Genomic DNA, 21,920 nt, shown 5'->3' with positions numbered 1-21,920 from the left:
GCACCTAGTTTATTACTGAAAGTGTTATCGTGATTAAAACTTTTTCTTTCGTTGATGAAGTTGACTTCATACCACTTGTGCTAAAACTTGCAGGAACAGATGTTAGAAAACGATATGCAGAAGAGTTTCCTCAGGCTTCACATTATAACAAGTCATAAGGATTCAGCCTTCGGGTTTTTAATGGTACTGCAAATCGTTTTCTAACATTGATGTAGTTGGTTATAAACTGAATTGTTAAACAGTTGGCGATCTAACAACTGCTTCAACCTGACTTATTTGCTTGTCACGGATTTTTGCACTTCGCTACGCTCGGCAAAAACCGCGCCAAACAAAACGCAGGTTAAGCAAATGTTAGACGGACCCTTCGGGCCGAGGAAATTTAGTAATGAAGAACAATTAAAAAACTATTGTTTAGCAGTCTTATTTTTCTACTTTGTTAGTAATTCAATTTAAAAATGATTTTTAACCATGCCTTATAAGTCTAGTATAATTCAAAATAATGGTTGATATACGAAACATATGAATTTGTGATTTAGACTCTTATAAATTTATAAAGGCTTTATTTATGGAAAAAAAACCAATTAAACCAAATGTTTTTTTTATGTGTGGTCCAGCAGGATCAGGAAAAACAACTTATGCTAAAAAACTTGAACGGGAAGGTTTTTTACGTTTATCGTTTGATGAAGAATCATTTAAACTGGGTATTACTAAACATCCTTTATCAAAAGAAATGCATCAAGAAATTGAAAACAGACTTATAAAAATACTAAAAGAAAATATTGTTAATGGAATAGATGTGGTTTTAGATTTTTCTTTTTGGTCAAAAAAAATGCGAAATAAATATAAGGAAATTTTAAAAGAATATAATCTTGAACCTAAGATTATTGTTATAAAAACTCCAAAAAGTATAGTAATAGAGAGAATAGAAAAAAGAAATGGTAGTAATGCAGATGAAATAATGTTAACTACTGAAGAAACGGAAAAATATTATGATAATTTTGAATTTCCAACAGAGGATGAAGGAGAACTCATTATTATTAATGGATTCTGAGAAAAAAAGCGTCTAACAACTAGTTCAACCTGACATTGCTATTGTCACACTTTTTGCTATCGCTTCGCGGCAAAAAGTGCGCCAATGTACGCAATGCAGGTTAACTAAATGTTGGGCCGACACCGCTTGCGCGGTGCGGGAAGAGAAGAGAAGATACCCGAAAACATGGGCAGAAACGTACATTTTTGATTACTTAGTTCACGTGAACAAGTCCATTCTCGCTGAGATCACACAGGTTATGAATAGCCCGCTTTTCTTTGCAAGCACAGAACAAAGAAAAGCGGTAGAAAACATGCATACGTGTCGAACTGCTGCACGAGGAGGACGCATCGTCCAATGCCCTAACTGCTATACCAGAACAGTAGTGTATAACCCATGCAATACGCGATTATGCAACCTTTTTTCTGTAAATTTCGTTCAAAGCAGGTCGGTCGGTTGACTCAGGCAAGTACCGTTTGTCATTCTGCCACTGGTCGTTTTGTTCGATCAGCATAGAAGCCGCAAGGCGAAGTAAACTCTCGGCGTTCGGGAAAACACCCACTACTTTCGTTCGCCTGTTAATCTCCTTCATCTGGCGTTCTGCCAGATTCGATGTTCGCATCTTCCTCCTGTGATTTTCAGGGATGTTGAATACACTCAATCCTTCCCGTATATTTACATCGGCCCAAGCCGCTAAACGCGGATGGGTTTTTTGATATTTTTCAACGAGCTGTTGCAAATATCGTTCTGCATTCTCGCGGTCAGGCGCATTGAACACCTTCCGAATATCGGCGGCTACCAGCGGGATGTCATCTTTTTTCGTGACGTAGGAGTGGGCATTCTGCTGCAGATGAAACTGGCAGCGTTGCCACAGAATTCCAGGGAAGACAGCATCGATTGCAGCGCGAAGTCCTGAGTGGTCATCACTGGTGATCATTCGAAGGCCGTGCATCCCTCGTCGTACGAGATCCTCGAGAAAGGAACGCCAGTTTACCTCTGCCTCACTGTTCGCGACTTCGGCGTCAAGAATATGCCGATTCCCGCTGTAATCAACGCCAATAGCCACTAGAAGAGCCTGCTTGACCACCTGGGAACCGACGCGCACCGATTCATAGGTCGCATCAAGTACCAAGTATTGAATCTGTCCGACAGGCTGCGCCTTCCAAGACGTAATCTCTTCATCGAGCTCCTTTGCCAGCCTGCTGACCTGGGACGAGCTGACTTCGGTGCCACAAAGAATTTCGACGATATCCGAGACCCTGCGGGTACTTACTCCTTTGACATACATTTCGGCGATGGCGAGCTTGAGAGCACGCTCACTGCGCATGCCTTTCTCGATGCAGCTGGGGTAAAACTCCATCCCGCGAACTTGTGGTACTTTCAAGAGGACTTTCCCGGTCGCAAGATTGAGCGTCTTGTCTTTAAATCCATTGGCATGCCCAGTACGCTCTTCCGTGCGTTCATATGGTTCGGCGTTGAGAGCCTTTGCTCGCTCGATCTTCATGGCCTCATTGACGACCACTTCGATAACACGAGAAAATTTATTGTCCCCATTCGCTGCCAGCATCTGGATCACTTGCTCCAAAAGTGTATATTCTGATTCGTAGGCCATCGGGTTCTCCTTATGGTTGGTTTGGTCACTTACCATTTGAGCCCGATCGGCCTGCTTTTTTCAACCCAATTTACAGAAAGAATTGTACACTAACCAATACGCGTGGATGTCCAATCTGTTCAAATAGAAATAAAGTGTTGTGGCAAAAGAAGGTTAGTAAAAAGCTCTTGCCTGTAAGCCACTATCATTTAGTTTTTTCTATGCCGGCAGCATTTACAACAACCTGGCTAAGGAACAAGAAAAAAGTAGCAGAAATATTATTTAAGAGCGCTAGCAAAGTTATTGCGGAATTACGAGCAACAACAGGTTTATTATGCGGAAGTGCTTTAGATTTTCAGTCGCACGGAAGAGGAATGAGTTATAAACCTCACATACACTGCATTCTCAGTGATGGTGGGATAAATCAGAACGGAAAATGGGAAAGGCTCAGGACACTCCGCTACACTGAAATGGCAAATAGATTTCATGAGATTGCTTATCAAGAATTGCTAAAACAGATTCATATAGAAAGTTTACCCAACACAAAAGATATTAAAGACAACGAGTGGCGTATATATCCGGAGTATCATCGAGATACAGGAAAAAGCATAGCTGGTTATCTAGGTCACACTTCGTGTGGTGCAGTAATAAACTTAAAACAGACCTTTGATATAAATGAAAACACTATAGGTTTTAGCGAAACACATAATGGAAAACAAATAGAAACAGTATTAGGGAAAAAGGTATTTGTTGAACGATATCTAAATCATATACCGCCGGCGGGATTGGTTACAATTCGATACTATGGATTATACTCGAATCAACATACGGATGAGTTAAAAGCAATAAGAAAAGAATTTGAAACTGTTTTAGAAACAGAAGAAGAATCGGTAATAGATCTGTGTCCGAATTGTCAAAATCGAATGTATACAGTTGTACTGTTTCCTGCAAATACTGATCCTGAAGACATAGAACAATTATGCAGCCATGGACCGCCAAGATTACTTGGTTCACATGCGTACAATTGATTTCTCAAGTAGGATATGGGTTGCGAAGCTATATTCAAAGTTCAATAATCAGTATAAAAAAGCTATAATAATGTTCGTAAAATATGAAATGCATAAAATAAGTAAAGAGCACTCTAGAAAATTGTTTAGTTCTTTACATTATTAGCTGATAAAAAACTTAATGAAATTATCTTAGGATTTGCCCAACAACTGCTTCAACCTGACATTGCTTCGCAATGCAGGTTAAGCAAATGTTAGACCTACGCCTTCGGCGAGCGAGGAATAAAGGAAACTATGAATATAGTTGTGAATATTTATGATCCTGAAACTGATGTTAATAACATAAATGGTTTCACTATTGTAGTTGATGTTTTTCGTGCTTTTACTGTTTCATATTTTATAATGGCTAATAATCCACAAAAATACATTGCGGTTGATAACATTGAATTAGCTTTTTTATTAAATCACCAAGATAGTAAATCACTATTAATTGGAGAAAGAAAAGGTGTTAAAATCGATGGTTTTGATTACGGTAATTCACCCACCGAAATTGTTAATAAGGATTTTACAAATAAAACAATAATTCATACAACAACAGCAGGAACCAAAGGACTCATGCGTCAACCAAAACACAATACTGTTATTGTAGGGAGTTTTGTAAATGCAAATGCTATAACAAAATATATCCATAAAAATAAAATCGAAGTAGTCAACATTTATTGTACAGCAGAAAAGGGAAATTTGTATGGAGAAGAAGATTATTATTTTGCAGAATACTTAAAGAAAAAAATAGAAAAAGAAGAAGTAGATTATATAGAAATAAAGAAAAAGTTAAGAATAGGAAGCGGAAAAGGTTTTAAGGAAAATGGGTTTGCTCCATATTCAGATTTTGAATACTGTATGGATCTAGATAAATTCGATTCAATCATAGTTAGGAAATCTGTAGAAAGTAATTGTGTGATATTAGAAAAAATGGTCTAACAACTGCTTCAACCTGATATTTTCTTTGTCATAAAACTTGCTTGTCGCTTCGCTCGGCAAGTTTTACGCCAAGCCCTGCGGGCACGAAAATACAGGTTAAGCAAATGTTAGGCACACGCCTTCGGCGGGCGAGGAATTTGTTAAACTTAAAGAGCTTTCTTAATGTCTTTTTTTGAGGAACATATGTTCATAAAAAGTAATGATAACGCTTCAATTTATTATGATAAAACGGGTATAGGACCTGCTATATTGTTAATTCATGGATTGGGTGGTGATCATACTATTTGGAATAATTCTGGTTGGATAGATGAATTAAAAAATGATTTTACTGTAATAACTTTTGATTTACGAGGATGTGGTCAAAGTGAAGTGGGACACAATGAGGATTTTTATTCTATAGAAAATCATTTAGCTGATATTACTTCAATACTTGATTATGAAGAAATAAACGATCCAATACTTTTTGGGTGGTCTCTAGGTGGAACAATTACAACACAATACGCTTCAAAATATAGATTAAAAAAAGCAATTGTTTGTGGTACATATTTTGGAATAATTTTTTCAAAGGAATTTATAAAAAAGGGAATTAAAGGAACAGAGGATATTGTATTACAAAAAAGGATGAGAGCTTTATATAAATGGCCAATAATTGAACCAGAACAAATGAATTGTCCTTATCTTATATACACAGGAACTGATGATGCTAGTGTTTATCAGAAATTGAATATCCAAAACGAAAAAATAATTAAAAATAATGGACGGGTAGTTTTTTTTGATAAAGTTGATCATTTTGGCTTAATTACACAAAAAGAAATGGTAAAAAATGACGTTATTAATTTCTTAAAGAGCTAAACGAAAAACGATTGCCTAACAACTGCTTCAACCTGACTTATTTGCTTGTCACGGATTTTTGCACTTCGCTACGCTCGACAAAAACCGCGCCAAACAAAACGCAGGTTAAGCAAATGTTAGATTGACCCTTCGGGCAGAAGAAGAGAAACAAATTATAGGAAACAATATGCATACTTACCAGAATCCATATCAATCAGCCTTATCTGAGTTTAACGAAAAATACTTGATATTGAGTTTTGCTACACTATTATCAACATTAGGTATTGCAATATTGCTTAAAATGAAAAATTATAATGATGCATTCAATGTGTATTTGCTTGTATCAACCATTACTATCATTTTGTGCATTCCCTATTGGTATTTGATATGCCTAAAAAAAATAAGAACTTTTACAATTAATATTTCTGATAGTATTTCGATATGTGATAAATATATTCCTGTTTCTGAAATAAAAGAAGTTTATACAACAGTTAATAAGGATTTGGTGATTATTTCTAATAATGAGAATTATAGGATCTATAAAACAATAAGTAATTATGATGACTTGCTTTTCAGATTAAAACAAATAATATGTATAACAGAAAAATCAGAAGCAAAAAATAAAACTATTTATGCAATAAATCTATTTCTTTTCGTTATCTATTTACTAATAAATATTCCAAGTATTGTTATCCCTGTAGGTATATATCTTATTTTTTCATATATACAAGGGATATGTAAAACCAAAAAAAATATATTTGTAGTTTTATTTGCAAATTTATTCATGATCCTTTTTGTAAGTTATAAATTATATTTGTATATAAAATTCCTGTTTTAGGAAAGAAGAAATCTAACAACTGCTTCAACCTGATATTTTCTTTGTCACATTTTGTGCTGTCGCTTCGCTCCTGACGCACAAAATGCGCCAAGCCCTTCGGGCGCGAAAATACAGGTTAAGCAAATGTTAGCCAGACGCCTCCGGCGCCGGGGAAAAAAATCTTGACGATAGTATCATTTGATACTATCATGTATGTATGAAACCACCATATCAAATTACTCACAGAATACTTGATTTATATGGACAGATTACTGAAGCTCTTGGTATCTGTCAGAGTTTATTGCTTGTTAAGCCTGAAGCAAGATTACGTAAGCAAAATCGCATTAAAACAATCCACTCATCTCTCGCCATTGAAGGTAATACTCTCAATATTGAGCATGTAACGGCGTTGATAAATAATAATCATGTTCTTGGACCACAGAAGGACATTCTTGAAGTACAAAATGCAATTAAAGCATATGAGCAATTAAATGAGTTTAATCCTGTAAATGTAAATGACTTTTTAAAAGCTCATAAGACATTAATGAATGGATTGGTTGAGAATCCAGGTAAATTTCGAAGAACACAAGTAGGAATAATTAAGGGAAAAGAAGTTTCGCATATTGCACCTGGATATGACATGGTTCCAGGGCTCATGAAAGATCTATTTAACTACTTAAAAAATGATAATGATCTTGAGATAATTAAAAGCTGTGTTTTCCATTATGAAATGGAGTTTATCCATCCGTTTGAAGATGGAAATGGTAGAATGGGTCGTTACTGGCAAACTCGATTATTGATGAAAGCTAATCCTATTTTTGAATTTGTTCCAATAGAAAAGGTAATAAGAGATAATCAAGAAGAATATTATAGGGTTTTGGAGCAATCAGATTTATCTGGATCATCAACTAGTTTTATTGAGTTCATGCTTGATACGATTAATAAATCATTAAGAGAGACTGTTGAGGATGCAAAGCCCGCAAGCCCAGATTATAAGAAACGAATTGAATATGCATTATCTGTCTTAAATGATTGGTTTGATCGTAAAGAATACATGAATGTATGCAAGGGTATATCAACTGCAACTGCGAGTAGAGATATTAAACAATTACTTATTGAAGAGAAAATTGAGTCATTAGGTACAGGCCGAATGACAAAATATCGTAAAAAAGCAAGTGGCTAACAACTGCTTCAACCTGACTTATTTGCTTGTCACGGATTTTTGCACTTCGCTGCGCTCGGCAAAAACCGCGCCAAACAAAACGCAGGTTAAGCAAATGTTCGATGGACGCTGCGCGCGCGGAAAGAATTATTTATCTATATAAAAACTATTGGTAATTTTACAAATAAATGAAATAATTTTAAAATTATTTTTTTGAGGTAAATAAAAATATTTATAAAGATAAATCTATGGCTTTTAGTAGTAGGTTTATATAATTTATCATAAAATTAATAAAGGTGAATTACTAAATTAGCAAAAGAATCAAGGAAAGCATTATGTTGATAAAAAGAGTTAACAAAGTCACAATAAGAAAATTGATTACAGCTTTAATATTATTTTCATTTATTATTATAGGCTGTATTGATGCTTTATTACATAATCAAGTAACATATTCTTCAATTATGGGTATGGATATTAGTAGAGTATATTTTTATACTTTCTTTTTATTAATTATTGGTTGTTGGCTCCTTTATAATAAGTTTTTAACTGGTATTGGGTTTATTACCTTAGCAACATTTAGTTCGTATTTTCCTGAATATTTGTCTTTACATAATTATTTTGCATCAATTGTTATATATATCGGATTATTAGTTGATATAATTATTAGAAGAAAAGTGTTATGGTTAATTCCTTTTATAGTTTTAGGTCTTTTACAGGGCATAGCATTTCAAAATTTTAATTTTATTAATTATATTGTTGGAAGCATGGAGTTAGTTTCTTTATTAATTGGATCAATATTTATTGTAAAGAATATTTAAATTATAGAACAGAATAGTAACTGGATGGATGTGTATATGAGTTTATCAAAATAAATTAAATAGATTTTAATCCGTAAATAAATAGTGTTATTTAGTATAAGAGCATCGAACAACTGCTTCAACCGGATAATTTCTTTGTCACATTTTGTGCTGTCGTCGCTTCGCTCCTCTGCAAAAAATGTGCCAAGCCCTACGGGCGCGAAATTACCGGTTAAGCGTATGTTAGAAAGACCTTGTGATTCATACAACTTGTTCAACTATTATTGTGTGTGACAAGGTTTTAGTTTTTTTAAGATTTACTCAAAATAAATTTCTATTAAGGTGTGAATACAAAAAAAATCTACAAAAAAATGAAATAAAAATTTGATGAAGAAGTATTTTATTTTATCGATACAATATTATTTTTTATTTCAAAAAAAAATATTTGATAATATCGCTGATATTTAAATGTTATTGCTTTGATTATTCTTAGGTGTAAGATATTCAGTCAAAATTATATTTCTTCACTCAAATATTATTTAATGAGATATAATTTCGATTAACCTCTAGGAGAAAAAAATGATCTATAAAGGCTCGGTATTATTTATTGGAATTAAAACCTTTATGGCTTTTACTGTATATTTTTCAATTATCAGTATCTGGCTTTTAGTTAGTACAGGATCACTTGTTTTACCATTGTCTAGTTTAACATTAAAATATGATATTATTATTTTTTTATTAATTAGTTATGTTTCAATTAGTAAGGGAATTAAAACAATAACAATTAATAACAGAATTATAAGCATATCAAAAGTATTTAATCACTTTACATCAGTAAATTATGGTTCTGATTATACGATATTACAAAAAAAATGGTTGTGGGTAAAAGCATATACTATATTAAATGGTAATAATCAAAAGTATTAAGAATAAGTAATTATGAAATTATAAAAAACAGAGATCAGATTTTGATTGTGCAATTGATAAATTGAAATCATTGAATATTAAATCCGTATAATTATTGGAATGCATACACGCTATCAATTCGGCTCTCTAACAACTGCTTCAACCTGACTTATTTGCTTGTCACGGATTTTTGCACTTCGCTACGCTCGGCAAAAACCGCGCCAAACAAAACGCAGGTTAAGCAAATGTTAGTCGGACGCCTACGGCGCCGAGGAAAAGAAAGAATATGTTAGGCAGGAAAAGGAATTTGTGCATACAAGCTATGCATGAAGAACCGTATACTCGAGCAGATATGCTCTGTTGCGCTTAAAAGATCCTTTAAGCTTGATGCGAAACAAAAACGCTCTCTTCAGAATATGAGGGAGTGTAAAACAACCCGGTATGGCGGCCGAGTTGTGCAATGCACAAAATGTGGAACAATCGCAACTGTATATAATTCCTGTAACCAACGTGGTTGTCCTATCTGTTATAAAGCGAACCAGAAAAGATGGGAGGATAAGGTATTAACATCTGTTTTAAATGTTAATCACTTTCATTTAGTCATATCAATTCCACAGGTTTTCACAGGCGTATGGCTCAGAAATAAGAAAGATTTCATGAACGCTTTTTTCGAATGTGTAAAGCGTGCAATAAATAACATATCGAAATATTATGGAATAACCCCTGGATGTATAGCGGTATTTCAAACACATGGAAAGGGGATGTCTTATAAACCGCATATACATTGCGTGTTATCTGATGGTGGACTGACTGGTAACGGTGACTGGATGCCGTTAGGAACGATATCATATACGCGAATTACTGATGTGATAAAAGAATATCTTGTTAAGGAATTACAGAGAAAACATATACAAGATATTCCTGAACAGAAGGATATTAATGATCGCGAATGGAATGTATACGCAACATATTATCAGGGAAATGTACAAAAGATAATAGGATATTTAGCACACGCCGCTAAGGGTGTAGTGATAAACCTTAATCAAGAATTGGTGGAAAACGAAGAGAAAGGAACATTTAGTTATATTGAACGTCATGCAGGGAAAGAGACGCGGATTGAGTTGGATAAGGAACTGTTTGTATCTCGATACATGAATCACATACCTGTCCCTCATACTGTAACAGTACGGAATTATGGATTATACTCAAACCAATACAGCGATAAGTTAGAAAAACTGCAGAAAATATTTCCGATGGAAATAGAGATGGAAGAAGCGGAATGTGTAGATCATTGTCCTATATGTCATGCGGCAATGGAAATCATTATGACCTTGGAACCGTATGAAGAAGTTCCTGCACATGAAATATTGTGTAAGATAAAGCTTCCTGAAACGTAAAGAGAATGGGTGTAAGAGTATAGCGACTCCAAGATAGTAAAAGACCTGGTAAAGATATGTCCAAAAAAGAGAAATGAAAGAAATAAATGTGAAAGAGATATAATAAAAAAAAAACTAGTACAAAAGATGATGAGTATAAGTATTAAAAGCAGCAACTAGTAGAAAGAAACCTGTAAAATCTTCCAAATCAAATCATTTGAAATGCAATAAGAGAGAAGCGACTAACAACTGCTTCAACCTGACATTGCTTCGCAATGCAGGTTAAGCAAATGTTAGGCACACGCCTTCGGCGGGCGAGGAATTTGTTAAACTTAAAGAGCTTTCTTAATGTCTTTTTTTGAGGAACATATGTTCATAAAAAGTAATGATAACGCTTCAATTTATTATGATAAAACGGGTATAGGACCTGCTATATTGTTAATTCATGGATTGGGTGGTGATCATACTATTTGGAATAATTCTGGTTGGATAGATGAATTAAAAAATGATTTTACTGTAATAACTTTTGATTTACGAGGATGTGGTCAAAGTGAAGTGGGACACAATGAGGATTTTTATTCTATAGAAAATCATTTAGCTGATATTACTTCAATACTTGATTATGAAGAAATAAACGATCCAATACTTTTTGGGTGGTCTCTAGGTGGAACAATTACAACACAATACGCTTCAAAATATAGATTAAAAAAAGCAATTGTTTGTGGTACATATTTTGGAATAATTTTTTAAAAGGAATTTATAAAAAAGGGAATTAAAGGAACAGAGGATATTGTATTACAAAAAAGGATAAGAGCTTTATATAAATGGCCAATAATTGAACCAGAACAAATGAATTGTCCTTATCTTATATACACAGGAACTGATGATGCTAGTGTTTATCAGAAATTGAATATCCAAAACGAAAAAATAATTAAAAATAATGGACGGGTAGTTTTTTTTGATAAAGTTGATCATTTTGGCTTAATTACACAAAAAGAAATGGTAAAAAATGACGTTATTAATTTCTTAAAGAGCTAAACGAAAAACGATTGCCTAACAACTGCTTCAACCTGACTTATTGTTAGTGTACAATTCTTTCTGTAAATTGGGTTGAAAAAAGCAGGCCGATCGGGCTCAAATGGTAAGTGACCAAACCAACCATAAGGAGAACCCGATGGCCTACGAATCAGAATATACACTTTTGGAGCAAGTGATCCAGATGCTGGCAGCGAATGGGGACAATAAATTTTCTCGTGTTATCGAAGTGGTCGTCAATGAGGCCATGAAGATCGAGCGAGCAAAGGCTCTCAACGCCGAACCATATGAACGCACGGAAGAGCGTACTGGGCATGCCAATGGATTTAAAGACAAGACGCTCAATCTTGCGACCGGGAAAGTCCTCTTGAAAGTACCACAAGTTCGCGGGATGGAGTTTTACCCCAGCTGCATCGAGAAAGGCATGCGCAGTGAGCGTGCTCTCAAGCTCGCCATCGCCGAAATGTATGTCAAAGGAGTAAGTACCCGCAGGGTCTCGGATATCGTCGAAATTCTTTGTGGCACCGAAGTCAGCTCGTCCCAGGTCAGCAGGCTGGCAAAGGAGCTCGATGAAGAGATTACGTCTTGGAAGGCGCAGCCTGTCGGACAGATTCAATACTTGGTACTTGATGCGACCTATGAATCGGTGCGCGTCGGTTCCCAGGTGGTCAAGCAGGCTCTTCTAGTGGCTATTGGCGTTGATTACAGCGGGAATCGGCATATTCTTGACGCCGAAGTCGCGAACAGTGAGGCAGAGGTAAACTGGCGTTCCTTTCTCGAGGATCTCGTACGACGAGGGATGCACGGCCTTCGAATGATCACCAGTGATGACCACTCAGGACTTCGCGCTGCAATCGATGCTGTCTTCCCTGGAATTCTGTGGCAACGCTGCCAGTTTCATCTGCAGCAGAATGCCCACTCCTACGTCACGAAAAAAGATGACATCCCGCTGGTAGCCGCCGATATTCGGAAGGTGTTCAATGCGCCTGACCGCGAGAATGCAGAACGATATTTGCAACAGCTCGTTGAAAAATATCAAAAAACCCATCCGCGTTTAGCGGCTTGGGCCGATGTAAATATACGGGAAGGATTGAGTGTATTCAACATCCCTGAAAATCACAGGAGGAAGATGCGAACATCGAATCTGGCAGAACGCCAGATGAAGGAGATTAACAGGCGAACGAAAGTAGTGGGTGTTTTCCCGAACGCCGAGAGTTTACTTCGCCTTGCGGCTTCTATGCTGATCGAACAAAACGACCAGTGGCAGAATGACAAACGGTACTTGCCTGAGTCAACCGACCGACCTGCTTTGAACGAAATTTACAGAAAAAAGGTTGCATAATCGACTTATTTGCTTGTCACGGATTTTTGCACTTCGCTACGCTCGACAAAAACCGCGCCAAACAAAACGCAGGTTAAGCAAATGTTAGGTTGACGCCTTCGGCGCGGAGGAAAAAGTGTCAATATATGATGAAATTATTGAATTCTATGATCAATTAAAAAATGATGAATATCATAGATATAAATCATGGGAGCATTGCTTTTCATACTTTCAGAAATCTCAAGAAATCAAAAATGATTATGCGTCACTTCAATTAGCTTTTTATCTTGCATCTTGGGGAATGTATAGAGGTTCAAGTTATTTATTATGGAAAGACTATAAAATTCACGAAGATTTGATAGATCTATTAAAACAGAAAAATATGATATCTTATGAACTTGATCTTATAAAAGAGAATGATTCAGAGAATATTGAATTAATTATAGGTACTATTCAAATAATAAAAGACTATTACACCAATAAAATAAAAATTGTGAATGGAAAAGAAAAGGAAGTAAGACCTTCAATTACATTAGCCTCAAAAGTACTACTTGGTATTAATGCCTGTATTCCTGCATTTGATCGCTTTTTTATTACTGGAATGAAAATTAATAATCTTGGTAGATCAATAAACAAAGCAACCTTACAAAATATTCTTGATTATTACAGAGTAAACAAAATAGAGTTTGATCGTTCTTATAAATATATTAAAAAACATTCAGGAATAGATTATCCACCAATGAAATTAGTTGATATGTATTTCTGGGAAATTGGTAGAAAAGAAGAGGAAAGAATAAAAAAGGAAAAAGAAGAGAGGAAGAGAAACCTAACAACTGCTTCAACCTGATATTTTCTTTGTCACATTTTGTGCTGTCGCTTCGCTCCTGACGCACAAAATGCGCCAAGCCCTACGGGCACGAAAATACAGGTTAAGCAAATGTTAGGTTGACGCCGCTTTCGCGGCGCAACGAATGTGCTAAATATTGATTTAAACCATTGTGCTTGTTTTTGTTAATTCTTTAAGTCTGTTGAATTATGTATAAAGTAAATCTTTTAATTAACTCTTTATTGGACGCCATTTGTTAAGCAATTAATTGCGTTTCATCTACAACACAGAACTAGACTTTTCTGTTCTAAACAAACTAATTAAAATGAGTTAAATACCGTTGTTATAGCTAGTGAATTACGGTTAAAAAAATATGATAAAAGGATCCTGTTATAATGATTAAACCGAAATGTATAGTAATTACAGGACGACCAGGTTCTGGAAAAACTACGTTAACTGATAAACTATCAAAACACTTGTATATTCCTAAAGTTAGTCGTGATGAGCTCAAAGAAGGATATGTGAATACTTTTGGTATTAAACATGATCTTTTACCAAAAGATACTAATAGAATAGTAAATGATATTTTTAAGGATACAGTAATTCACTTGCTTGAATCAAAAATATCTTTGATTATTGAAGCTGCTTTTGATCATAAAATTTGGGATTATTTTCTACCCGATTTTATGAAAGTTGCAAATGTAATTATTATAATATGCGATATTGATGCAACCAAAAGTGCATTACGCCATTTGGAAAGAGGTTTGGCAAATCCAAAACGTGAATATTATCATGGTGATAAAAGAGTTTCTGTTTATAGAGAAACTGGTTATTTTGAGCCAGGTGAAAAATATGATCTTCCTGAATTTGATGTACCTACATTACTAGTTTCTACTGAAAAAGAGTATTGTCCAACAATTGAAGAAATAGAAACTTTTATTAATGAAGATAGTTGATAAAGAAGAAAAACCTAACAACTGCTTCAACCTGACTTATTTGCTTGTCACGGATTTTTGCACTTCGCTACGCTCGGCAAAAACCGCGCCAAACAAAACGCAGGTTAAGCAAATGTTAGGTGGACGCAGCTATCGCTGCGCTAAGGGGAAATGAATGGCGGAAAAAATATTAGTATATGGTGCTGGCGCTATTGGAAGTATTTTTGCTGGTAAATTAGCAAAATATGGGAATGATATTACAATTCTTGCAAGAGGGAAAAGATTTGAGGAAATCACTTCAAATGGGCTTATTTTAAAAAATGCTCTTAATAATAAGATTGAAACAATTAATTTAAAATGCATAAGAGAATTAAATGAAAATGATATTTACGATTATATTATTATAGTTGTTCAAAACAATCAGATAGATGATATTTTACCAATACTAAAAAAGAATAAATCAAATAATTTTGTGTTTGTTGTTAACACTCCATTAGGATATGAAAAATATATAAATGCTGTTGGAAAAGAAAGAGTAATGCTTGGATTTCCTTCAGCTGGTGGTGAGAGGAAAAATGGTATTGTTACTTATTTCATTGGAACTGGTATTGCAAAAATTATGCAAACAACAACTTTTGCGGAGATAGATGGAAAAAATACGTCAAGACTAAAAAAACTTGTTAAAATATTTAAAAACGCTAAATTTGACCCAACGTATTCCAATAATATGGATGCTTGGCAAAAAACTCATATAGCATTTGTTGTCCCTATAGCCAATGCGCTTTTGCGTTTCAATTCAGAAAATATAAAATTAGCTAAATCAAGAAAAACGATAAAAGAAATGATTTATGCTACACGTGAAGGTTTTGAAGCTATAAAGAATAGTGGAATACAAATTGAGCCCAGAAAATTGAATTTTTACTACTTGCCAGTATGGCTATTAGCTACTTTTTATCAAATATTATTTCTAACGAAAATATCCGAATATTCAATGGCAAAACATACGATTGTAGCAAAGGATGAAATTGAATTATTAGAAAAACAATTTTTAGCATTATATCATCATGATGATTTTAAAATATGGAAAAGCATGCACCTAACAAAAGCTTCAACCTGACTCGGCTACTGTCACGAATTTTGCTATCGCTTCGCTCGGCAAAAATCGTGCCAGCTTGACGCCTCGCAGGTTAAGCTAATGTTAGAACGACGCCGCTTTCGCGGCGCGAAAAAAGGGTATTTCAAAAAATGAAAATGATTTCTTTTGAATTAGAAGAGTATTGGGATTATGAATTACTTGATGAAAATAGTCCTTTATTAAGAGGAAGTGCTGCTTCTTGTATTGATCAAAAAAATTCAATACTGTTTGTATTTGGTGGAATTACCAATAAATTTACTCCAACAAGTGAATTAGTTGTCTTTGATATTAGTACTTCAAAAATATGTAAGAATATTGTTTTACCAGTTACTCCAAGAATAAATCATGAAATGTATTTTTATGACAACAAACTATACATAGTTGGAGGTTTATCATATACACAATTTGGTTCAACTAAAGTATTTGATGAAATTCTTATTTATGAATTGGAAAATGATGAGATAGAAAAAATAGATGCACCAAATATGAAATTTCGGTCATCAAGCGTGTTAAGTATTGAAGACAAGAAAATATATTACTATGGTGGATTAAATTGTGATCCGCAATTACTGAATGTTTTTGATATTACTACGAAAATATGTGACACATTTATTCTTGATGAAAATATTGTATTTAAGACCGGCTCAACATCAATATGTATAAATACTGATAAGGTTTTATGTTTCTCTGGTTTTACACAGAATAATTATCCTATATGTCATAGTGAATATGTATTAATGGACTTAAAGAATATGAAGCTCATTAGCAAAAAATGTAATGAATTTGTTGGTCGTACATTTTCAAAAGCAGTGTATATAGAAAAATATAAGAAAGTGTTTTTTATGTTAGGAACATATAATGGAATGGAAGTGTGTAGATCCATTATATTTTATGATATTGAAAAAGATGAGTTTAATGATTTATATGTTCAAGGATTACCATTTGACTTGAATGAAAGTGTTGTATTTTATTGTTCAAGTAAAAATAGAATATTTATATATGGAGGTTTTAGTATGAATAAAATCCAACCATATAAATGGTCTTTAGATTTAAATGTTTTAGAAAAGAATCCAATGTATACAGAAATTTTTTTCTAACAACTGCTTCAACCTGACATTGCTTCGCAATGCAGGTTAAGCAAATGTTAGACACACGCCTTCGGCGGGCGAGGAAAGAATTAAAGAATTAAAAATTGTTCTGGTGTATACGTTGGAATACGAGAAGATTTAAAGTCAGAAATATTACGTGAAATAATGTAGTCAATATTTGTTTTCATTGAACTCACTTCAATAACTGCATCTTCGTAATCAGAAATTGGTGATATTAATGAATCCCGCAAAATAGTTTCATCAATTGGAATTATATTGAATATATCTAGTAATGCTGTAATTGTATTTATTACTTTTGTTTTATCTTTTTGATCCTTTAGTAGAAAATATGATAACGTTGTTACTTCATGAGCACAGATGTAGCCAGATATTTTCTTTTCTACACACATATTAATAACTTGAGCTGCTTCTACATGGAAATTTCTTTTATTCAAAAAATCAAGAATGATATTTAAATCAATGAGAATCTTTTTCATGAAATTTTGTCCTTAATAGTTTTTTATCTGGAATAGGTGAGTCTTGGAAAAGACCATATAAAGTAGTCGTCTTAGAATTTAGTTCTTGGTTTTGATCAGTTGATCGTAAACGATTAAGATACTGCTCGAACAGTTTAGAAATAGACAAACCATTTTGTTGAGAATAGGAATGAGCAAAATTAATCAATTCATCATCAATGTTCAATGTTAATTTTTTAGACATAATCAACCTCCTTACGTATAAAATATAAAACAATACGTATAATAAGTCAATAAATGATTCGAAAGTGTTTTTAATGGTAATATTAAATTCTATTAAATCAATATCTGATAAAGAAATATGAAATAGCAATAATACTATTTCTTTGTATTGTAATGAATTAGCTATTTCGATAAAAAATTGTCTAACAACTGCTTCAACCTGACTTATTTGCTTGTCACGGATTTTTGCACTTCGCTGCGCTCGGCAAAAACCGCGCCAAACAAAACGCAGGTTAAGCAAATGTTAGTTCGACCAATCTACACTTATTAATAAAAGAAAAAGAAATAGATTTGGAAGAAGATTGTGTATAAATGAAGTAAACTGTCACTGAAAATAGACTTAAGAAAAAGTTCAACAGATGATAACACTCTGGAAGACGGTTATACAGTTTGCACCTAGTTTATTACTTAAAGTGTTATCGTGATTAAAACTTTTTCTTTCGTTGATGAAGTTGACTTCATACCACTTGTGCTAAAACTTGCAGGAACAGATGTTAGAAAACGATATGCAGAAGAGTTTCCTCAGGCTTCACATTATAACAAGTCATAAGGATTCAGCCTTCGGGTTTTTAATGGTACTGCAAATCGTTTTCTAACATTGATGTAGTTGGTTATAAACTGAATTGTTAAACAGTTGGCGATCTAACAACTGCTTCAACCTGACTTATTTGCTTGTCACGGATTTTTGCACTTCGCTACGCTCGGCAAAAACCGCGCCAAACAAAACGCAGGTTAAGCAAATGTTAGTCGGACGCCTACGGCGCCGAGGAAAGAAATTAAAGGAATTTATGTTAACGATAAAAACAGCTGATTCTACTGAAATAATTACATTACTTTCTATCTATATTGAGAAAGTAAAATGGTTGCGATCAATGAATAAACCATTATGGGATGAATCTCAATTTACTCTTGAGGCATTGAATAGAAAATATGAGAATCCCGTTTTTTATGTAGGAATAATTAATAATGAAGTTATTGGTGGCTTCATTTTTGTTGAGTATGATCGGTTGTATTGGCCAGAAGTAACTGATAATTCAACATATTATTTTCACAAATTTGTTATCAGTAATAAGTATTGTGGTAAGAATTACTCTGATAGAATACTTAAGTGGGTAAAAGAATATGGACGAGAAATGAATAAAAAATACATACGATTAGATTATGATGGAAACAGAAAACCTATTACCGAGATGTATACACGAAACGGATTTATTCCAGTTGATACAATAAGCAATCAATATGTATCAAAATTAATTAAAGCAGAATATTTAATAGCCGGTAATAATTGAGTATTTATTAATCTTTTTTGTTTGATGAGTTTAATTGATAATCTTTAATAAAAGGAAGTTACAATGAAATCATTTTTAATGAGTATAGCTGTCGTTATTCCTGTGTATGTAATATATATTTATTACTTGCGACAACGAATTGTTAAATATGTAAAAAAGAACTATCAAAATATCACAGGATTAAGTGTTTGTTGGTCATTGTTTGGTCCAGTTGGTCCAGGATCTGGGACAAAATATTATGTGCGGTTATCAATAAATAATGATCAATATATCACTTTCTATGCAATGACAAGTTTATTTGGTGGTGTGTTTATATCAAAAGAAAGCGACTAACAACGGTTTCAACCTGACTTATTTGCTTGTCACGGATTTTTGCACTTCGCTGCGCTCGGCAAAAACCGCGCCAAACAAAACGCAGGTTAAACCAATGTTAGATAGACGCCTTCGGCGCGCGAAGAGAATATTCATCAAATATCTATCAGGTTAAAGAGGTTGTAATGCAAAAATTAATTCTTTCATCTATCCTTATCTTTTCAGTATATTTTAATATTCAAGCTGAAGTACAGTTGAAAATTACACTGTTGAATGGCACAGAAAATATTGTCAGTACGAGTGACTCAATTGATGAAATTTTTGGTGTTAAGTCACATCTGTCATTTAATGAGAAAGGAAAATGTATTACAAAATATGAACATAAAAGTCCAATAAAAAAAATAGATAATATTTCAGAATTAGTGAACCTCAAAAAAGTTTCATTATATATGGAATTAAACTCTTTTAGTGATTTCACTGTGTTTGAATCAAATAAGATAGAAAGTTTATGTATGTCATTTGGATTAAGTGAAGACTGCTTGTTTTCTATGCAAAAAATGCCAATGTTGAAAATTGTTTATCTTCAGTCTATGGAAATAAATAGCATGGAAAATATAGATCTAAGTAATACACAATTAGAATATTTTGAAATTTCATCGTCAAATCTAACGAAAGTAAATGGATGCAAATTTCCTAAGTCACTACAATATTTAAATATCAGAGGTAATGAGTATATAGAATTTGATTCACAAACAATTGATGATATAAATATGAAACAAATAACTGTAGTAACTGATAAAATGATAGAGGGCATAACAAAGCAAATAATTGGGAATGAATATTATCGATTACTGCCTGAAACATTTAGGAGTTTTGGACCGTAATGGAAATTATCTAACAACTGCTTCAACCTGACTTATTTGCTTGTCACGGATTTTTGCACTTCGCTACGCTCGGCAAAAACCGCGCCAAACAAAACGCAGGTTAAGCAAATGTTAGTTTGACGCCTTCGGCGCGCGAGGAAAAATGCATTGTGAAATGCTGTGACAAGGCTTCTGTTTTTTAGGAAATTACATGAATTTAATAAATGCTTATAACAGTTCGACACATTAATGGAATTGATTAATAGTATTGTTTTTGTCTTAGTAAGAAGGAAGCTACAAAAAAATTAAGACAATAATATTGAGTAAAATAAACTGTCAAAAATTGATCGGACTAGCTCTTGTAATACAAAATCCTTAGTGCTTTTAGTAAATTAAAAAGTAACGAAAAATTATTAAAACAGTTTACGTGCTTAAAACCCTTCTACACATAATGATTATTATGAAGATAGGAATATTTTGTTGAAGAAAAAATAGTGTAATCTTTAGATAAAGAATTATTTGGAAACTTATCAGTAACTACAGAATTTTCAGAAAATTTGGATTTTAAATAAGAAGAAAAAATGAAATCTATTCTTTTTGTTTTAGTTGTAATCACGATAATGATGTTTATCTATTCTTTGGGTAAAGAATTGAAAATGGGTCAAATGAATAAATCACAATCAATTAGTACAATCCTGTTAGGTGTTTTACAACTATTAATAGGTTTTCTAAATATCGGAGAACCAGTAAGTTATTTTTCTTTCGCAGCAGGAATACTGATTATTATTACATCAGTAATACGGACAAAAAAATAAACTAACAACTGCTTCAACCTGACTTATTTGCTTGTCACGGATTTTTGCACTTCGCTACGCTCGGCAAAAACCGTGCCAAACAAAACGCAGGTTAAGCAAATGTTAGCTGGACTCCGCTTCGCGGAGCAAAAAAGATAATGAAAAACATAAAGCATTATAATATAGAGATTTGCCATAAAAGAACACTTAGTGGCATACTTGACAACTTGACAAATACCGCATCTTGTATGATATTTTTGGTATGAAAACACTTCCTGTTGGTGAGTTAAAAGCACAGTTCTCAGAGGTTCTGGAAAAGGTTAAATCCGGAGAATCCTTTGGTATTCTTTATGGAAAAAAGAAGAAACCCATTGCTATGATTGTACCGTATAAAGACTCTGTTGATAAAAAAGAACGAAAAATAGGATTGCTTGAAGGTAAAGTTAATATTCAGTTTACGGATGATTTTAAAATGACTGAAGAAGAATTATTGGGTTTATCATGAATTATTTATTAGATACCCATACTTTTCTTTGGACTGTTTCAAATACAGAAAATCTATCAAAAAAAGCATTAGAAATAATTAAAAATCCTAAGAATGAAGTTTTTGTAAGTGCCGTAAGCTTCTGGGAAATATCAATAAAAACTAGATTAAAAAAAATAAATCTTGATAAAATAGAACCAGAAGAATTGTTAACAATTGCAGAAAGAATGGATTTTCAAGTAATTAGTTTAACACCCGAAGAAGCAATCACATATCATAAATTAAAAGAAAACACACATAATGATCCTTTCGACAGAATGCTTATTTGGCAAAGCATATCGAGAAATATGACTATAATAAGTAAAGATCAAGAGTTTTATAAATTTGTACCGTACGGATTAAAGCTTAGTTGGTAAAAAATTCAGCTAACAACTGCTTCAACCTGACTTATTTGCTTGTCACGGATTTTTGCACTTCGCTACGCTCGACAAAAACCGTGCCAAACAAAACGCAGGTTAAGCAAATGTTAGCTGGACTCCGCTTCGCGGAGCAAAAAAGATAATGAAAAACATAAAGCATTAT

General features: G+C 33.5%; 25 protein-coding genes. 22 read left to right on the top strand and 3 right to left on the bottom strand.

Annotation, left to right across the window (positions count from 1 at the left end; translation table 11 throughout):
* Positions 1-565 precede the first annotated feature (565 nt).
* Together K7J14_RS15090 and K7J14_RS16445 are read left to right on the top strand one after the other, a co-directional pair.
* Complete coding sequence (locus K7J14_RS15090) at positions 566-1,051, top strand: AAA family ATPase (RefSeq protein WP_230758333.1); 486 nt, start codon at positions 566-568, stop codon at positions 1,049-1,051.
* Positions 1,052-1,289: 238 nt separating this feature from the next.
* A complete protein-coding gene (locus tag K7J14_RS16445) occupies positions 1,290-1,490 on the top strand; it encodes a transposase zinc-binding domain-containing protein (protein WP_408034000.1) in 201 nt (66 codons plus the stop codon).
* Here the strand turns inward: K7J14_RS16445 and K7J14_RS15085 are convergent.
* Positions 1,440-2,642, bottom strand: coding sequence for an IS256 family transposase (locus K7J14_RS15085; RefSeq protein ID WP_230752658.1), 1,203 nt, complete (start codon positions 2,640-2,642; stop codon positions 1,440-1,442). The genes K7J14_RS16445 and K7J14_RS15085 overlap by 51 nt on opposite strands.
* On the opposite strand from K7J14_RS15085, the gene K7J14_RS15080 reads away from it, so the two are divergent.
* From K7J14_RS15080 to K7J14_RS15010, 15 genes are all read left to right on the top strand, one after another.
* Entirely contained in the window at positions 2,618-3,649 is a 1,032-nt protein-coding gene (locus K7J14_RS15080) for an IS91 family transposase (RefSeq protein ID WP_456243443.1), read from the top strand. The two genes, K7J14_RS15085 and K7J14_RS15080, sit on opposite strands and share 25 nt — an antisense overlap.
* A gap of 273 nt (positions 3,650-3,922) precedes the next feature.
* On the top strand, positions 3,923-4,609 hold the full coding sequence (locus tag K7J14_RS15075) for a 2-phosphosulfolactate phosphatase (RefSeq protein WP_230758328.1): 687 nt from the start codon (positions 3,923-3,925) through the stop codon (positions 4,607-4,609).
* A 183-nt stretch (positions 4,610-4,792) separates the two neighbouring features.
* Positions 4,793-5,461, top strand: coding sequence for an alpha/beta fold hydrolase (locus tag K7J14_RS15070; RefSeq protein ID WP_230758325.1), 669 nt, complete (start codon positions 4,793-4,795; stop codon positions 5,459-5,461).
* Between the two features lie 166 nt (positions 5,462-5,627).
* Positions 5,628-6,278, top strand: a complete 651-nt coding sequence (locus K7J14_RS15065; protein ID WP_230758323.1) for a hypothetical protein — start codon at positions 5,628-5,630, stop codon at positions 6,276-6,278.
* A gap of 196 nt (positions 6,279-6,474) precedes the next feature.
* On the top strand, positions 6,475-7,440 hold the full coding sequence (locus K7J14_RS15060) for a Fic family protein (protein ID WP_230758321.1): 966 nt from the start codon (positions 6,475-6,477) through the stop codon (positions 7,438-7,440).
* A 314-nt stretch (positions 7,441-7,754) separates the two neighbouring features.
* The gene (locus tag K7J14_RS15055) at positions 7,755-8,237 is read left to right on the top strand and encodes a hypothetical protein (protein WP_230758065.1); all 483 of its coding nucleotides are present in this window, start codon (positions 7,755-7,757) and stop codon (positions 8,235-8,237) included.
* A 558-nt stretch (positions 8,238-8,795) separates the two neighbouring features.
* Positions 8,796-9,143: a hypothetical protein gene (locus tag K7J14_RS15050; RefSeq protein WP_230758319.1), complete on the top strand. Its 348-nt coding sequence runs from the start codon at positions 8,796-8,798 to the stop codon at positions 9,141-9,143.
* 305 nt (positions 9,144-9,448) lie between these two features.
* A complete protein-coding gene (locus tag K7J14_RS15045) occupies positions 9,449-10,519 on the top strand; it encodes an IS91 family transposase (protein ID WP_456243442.1) in 1,071 nt (356 codons plus the stop codon).
* 348 nt (positions 10,520-10,867) lie between these two features.
* Positions 10,868-11,248: an alpha/beta fold hydrolase gene (locus K7J14_RS15040; protein ID WP_230758318.1), complete on the top strand. Its 381-nt coding sequence runs from the start codon at positions 10,868-10,870 to the stop codon at positions 11,246-11,248.
* Positions 11,249-11,672: 424 nt separating this feature from the next.
* Complete coding sequence (locus K7J14_RS15035) at positions 11,673-12,875, top strand: IS256 family transposase (RefSeq protein WP_230752658.1); 1,203 nt, start codon at positions 11,673-11,675, stop codon at positions 12,873-12,875.
* 115 nt (positions 12,876-12,990) lie between these two features.
* On the top strand, positions 12,991-13,701 hold the full coding sequence (locus tag K7J14_RS15030; protein ID WP_230758316.1) for a hypothetical protein: 711 nt from the start codon (positions 12,991-12,993) through the stop codon (positions 13,699-13,701).
* 374 nt (positions 13,702-14,075) lie between these two features.
* On the top strand, positions 14,076-14,636 hold the full coding sequence (locus K7J14_RS15025; protein ID WP_230758313.1) for an AAA family ATPase: 561 nt from the start codon (positions 14,076-14,078) through the stop codon (positions 14,634-14,636).
* Positions 14,623-14,790, top strand: a complete 168-nt coding sequence (locus tag K7J14_RS15020) for a hypothetical protein (RefSeq protein ID WP_230758312.1) — start codon at positions 14,623-14,625, stop codon at positions 14,788-14,790. Before K7J14_RS15025 ends, K7J14_RS15020 begins: the two co-directional genes overlap by 14 nt.
* Positions 14,791-15,732 (top strand): ketopantoate reductase family protein, encoded by a 942-nt coding sequence (locus K7J14_RS15015; RefSeq protein WP_230758309.1) that lies wholly within the window; start codon positions 14,791-14,793, stop codon positions 15,730-15,732. It abuts the gene before it with no gap.
* A 128-nt stretch (positions 15,733-15,860) separates the two neighbouring features.
* The gene (locus K7J14_RS15010) at positions 15,861-16,847 is read left to right on the top strand and encodes a Kelch repeat-containing protein (RefSeq protein ID WP_230758306.1); all 987 of its coding nucleotides are present in this window, start codon (positions 15,861-15,863) and stop codon (positions 16,845-16,847) included.
* Between the two features lie 80 nt (positions 16,848-16,927).
* Here K7J14_RS15010 and K7J14_RS15005 read toward each other — a convergent pair whose 3' ends face one another.
* Both K7J14_RS15005 and K7J14_RS15000 read right to left on the bottom strand, forming a co-directional pair.
* Positions 16,928-17,335 (bottom strand): PIN domain-containing protein, encoded by a 408-nt coding sequence (locus K7J14_RS15005; protein WP_230758304.1) that lies wholly within the window; start codon positions 17,333-17,335, stop codon positions 16,928-16,930.
* A complete protein-coding gene (locus K7J14_RS15000) occupies positions 17,316-17,558 on the bottom strand; it encodes a DUF6364 family protein (protein ID WP_230758301.1) in 243 nt (80 codons plus the stop codon). The genes K7J14_RS15005 and K7J14_RS15000 overlap by 20 nt, the downstream gene beginning before the upstream one ends.
* 778 nt (positions 17,559-18,336) lie before the next feature.
* On the opposite strand from K7J14_RS15000, the gene K7J14_RS14995 reads away from it, so the two are divergent.
* From K7J14_RS14995 to K7J14_RS14975, 5 genes are all read left to right on the top strand, one after another.
* On the top strand, positions 18,337-18,885 hold the full coding sequence (locus K7J14_RS14995; protein WP_230758297.1) for a GNAT family N-acetyltransferase: 549 nt from the start codon (positions 18,337-18,339) through the stop codon (positions 18,883-18,885).
* 63 nt (positions 18,886-18,948) lie between these two features.
* Complete coding sequence (locus K7J14_RS14990; RefSeq protein ID WP_230758287.1) at positions 18,949-19,218, top strand: hypothetical protein; 270 nt, start codon at positions 18,949-18,951, stop codon at positions 19,216-19,218.
* Positions 19,219-19,382: 164 nt separating this feature from the next.
* A complete protein-coding gene (locus tag K7J14_RS14985; protein ID WP_230758284.1) occupies positions 19,383-20,081 on the top strand; it encodes a hypothetical protein in 699 nt (232 codons plus the stop codon).
* 1,035 nt (positions 20,082-21,116) lie between these two features.
* The gene (locus K7J14_RS14980) at positions 21,117-21,359 is read left to right on the top strand and encodes a type II toxin-antitoxin system Phd/YefM family antitoxin (RefSeq protein WP_230758045.1); all 243 of its coding nucleotides are present in this window, start codon (positions 21,117-21,119) and stop codon (positions 21,357-21,359) included.
* Complete coding sequence (locus tag K7J14_RS14975) at positions 21,356-21,754, top strand: type II toxin-antitoxin system VapC family toxin (protein WP_230758042.1); 399 nt, start codon at positions 21,356-21,358, stop codon at positions 21,752-21,754. Before K7J14_RS14980 ends, K7J14_RS14975 begins: the two co-directional genes overlap by 4 nt.
* The last annotated feature ends 166 nt before the right edge of the window (positions 21,755-21,920 follow it).

Source organism: Teretinema zuelzerae (assembly GCF_021021555.1).
Lineage (GTDB): Bacteria > Spirochaetota > Spirochaetia > Treponematales > Treponemataceae > Teretinema > Teretinema zuelzerae.
Note: the sequence above shows the minus strand (reverse complement) of the source record. Positions and strands in the feature narration are given on the sequence as shown.

Excerpts from the sequence above, each read along its gene's own strand:
- K7J14_RS15090 (WP_230758333.1), top strand. The coding sequence starts at position 566 with ATGGAAAAAAAACCAATTAAACCAAATGTTTTTTTTATGTGTGGTCCA.
- K7J14_RS16445 (WP_408034000.1), top strand. The coding sequence starts at position 1,290 with ATGAATAGCCCGCTTTTCTTTGCAAGCACAGAACAAAGAAAAGCGGTA.
- K7J14_RS15085 (WP_230752658.1), bottom strand. The coding sequence starts at position 2,642 with ATGGCCTACGAATCAGAATATACACTTTTGGAGCAAGTGATCCAGATG.
- K7J14_RS15075 (WP_230758328.1), top strand. The coding sequence starts at position 3,923 with ATGAATATAGTTGTGAATATTTATGATCCTGAAACTGATGTTAATAAC.
- K7J14_RS15070 (WP_230758325.1), top strand. The coding sequence starts at position 4,793 with ATGTTCATAAAAAGTAATGATAACGCTTCAATTTATTATGATAAAACG.
- K7J14_RS15065 (WP_230758323.1), top strand. The coding sequence starts at position 5,628 with ATGCATACTTACCAGAATCCATATCAATCAGCCTTATCTGAGTTTAAC.
- K7J14_RS15060 (WP_230758321.1), top strand. The coding sequence starts at position 6,475 with ATGAAACCACCATATCAAATTACTCACAGAATACTTGATTTATATGGA.
- K7J14_RS15055 (WP_230758065.1), top strand. The coding sequence starts at position 7,755 with ATGTTGATAAAAAGAGTTAACAAAGTCACAATAAGAAAATTGATTACA.
- K7J14_RS15050 (WP_230758319.1), top strand. The coding sequence starts at position 8,796 with ATGATCTATAAAGGCTCGGTATTATTTATTGGAATTAAAACCTTTATG.
- K7J14_RS15045 (WP_456243442.1), top strand. The coding sequence starts at position 9,449 with ATGAAGAACCGTATACTCGAGCAGATATGCTCTGTTGCGCTTAAAAGA.
- K7J14_RS15040 (WP_230758318.1), top strand. The coding sequence starts at position 10,868 with ATGTTCATAAAAAGTAATGATAACGCTTCAATTTATTATGATAAAACG.
- K7J14_RS15035 (WP_230752658.1), top strand. The coding sequence starts at position 11,673 with ATGGCCTACGAATCAGAATATACACTTTTGGAGCAAGTGATCCAGATG.
- K7J14_RS15025 (WP_230758313.1), top strand. The coding sequence starts at position 14,076 with ATGATTAAACCGAAATGTATAGTAATTACAGGACGACCAGGTTCTGGA.
- K7J14_RS15020 (WP_230758312.1), top strand. The coding sequence starts at position 14,623 with ATGAAGATAGTTGATAAAGAAGAAAAACCTAACAACTGCTTCAACCTG.
- K7J14_RS15015 (WP_230758309.1), top strand. The coding sequence starts at position 14,791 with ATGGCGGAAAAAATATTAGTATATGGTGCTGGCGCTATTGGAAGTATT.
- K7J14_RS15010 (WP_230758306.1), top strand. The coding sequence starts at position 15,861 with ATGAAAATGATTTCTTTTGAATTAGAAGAGTATTGGGATTATGAATTA.
- K7J14_RS15005 (WP_230758304.1), bottom strand. The coding sequence starts at position 17,335 with ATGAAAAAGATTCTCATTGATTTAAATATCATTCTTGATTTTTTGAAT.
- K7J14_RS15000 (WP_230758301.1), bottom strand. The coding sequence starts at position 17,558 with ATGTCTAAAAAATTAACATTGAACATTGATGATGAATTGATTAATTTT.
- K7J14_RS14995 (WP_230758297.1), top strand. The coding sequence starts at position 18,337 with ATGTTAGTCGGACGCCTACGGCGCCGAGGAAAGAAATTAAAGGAATTT.
- K7J14_RS14990 (WP_230758287.1), top strand. The coding sequence starts at position 18,949 with ATGAAATCATTTTTAATGAGTATAGCTGTCGTTATTCCTGTGTATGTA.
- K7J14_RS14985 (WP_230758284.1), top strand. The coding sequence starts at position 19,383 with ATGCAAAAATTAATTCTTTCATCTATCCTTATCTTTTCAGTATATTTT.
- K7J14_RS14980 (WP_230758045.1), top strand. The coding sequence starts at position 21,117 with ATGAAAACACTTCCTGTTGGTGAGTTAAAAGCACAGTTCTCAGAGGTT.
- K7J14_RS14975 (WP_230758042.1), top strand. The coding sequence starts at position 21,356 with ATGAATTATTTATTAGATACCCATACTTTTCTTTGGACTGTTTCAAAT.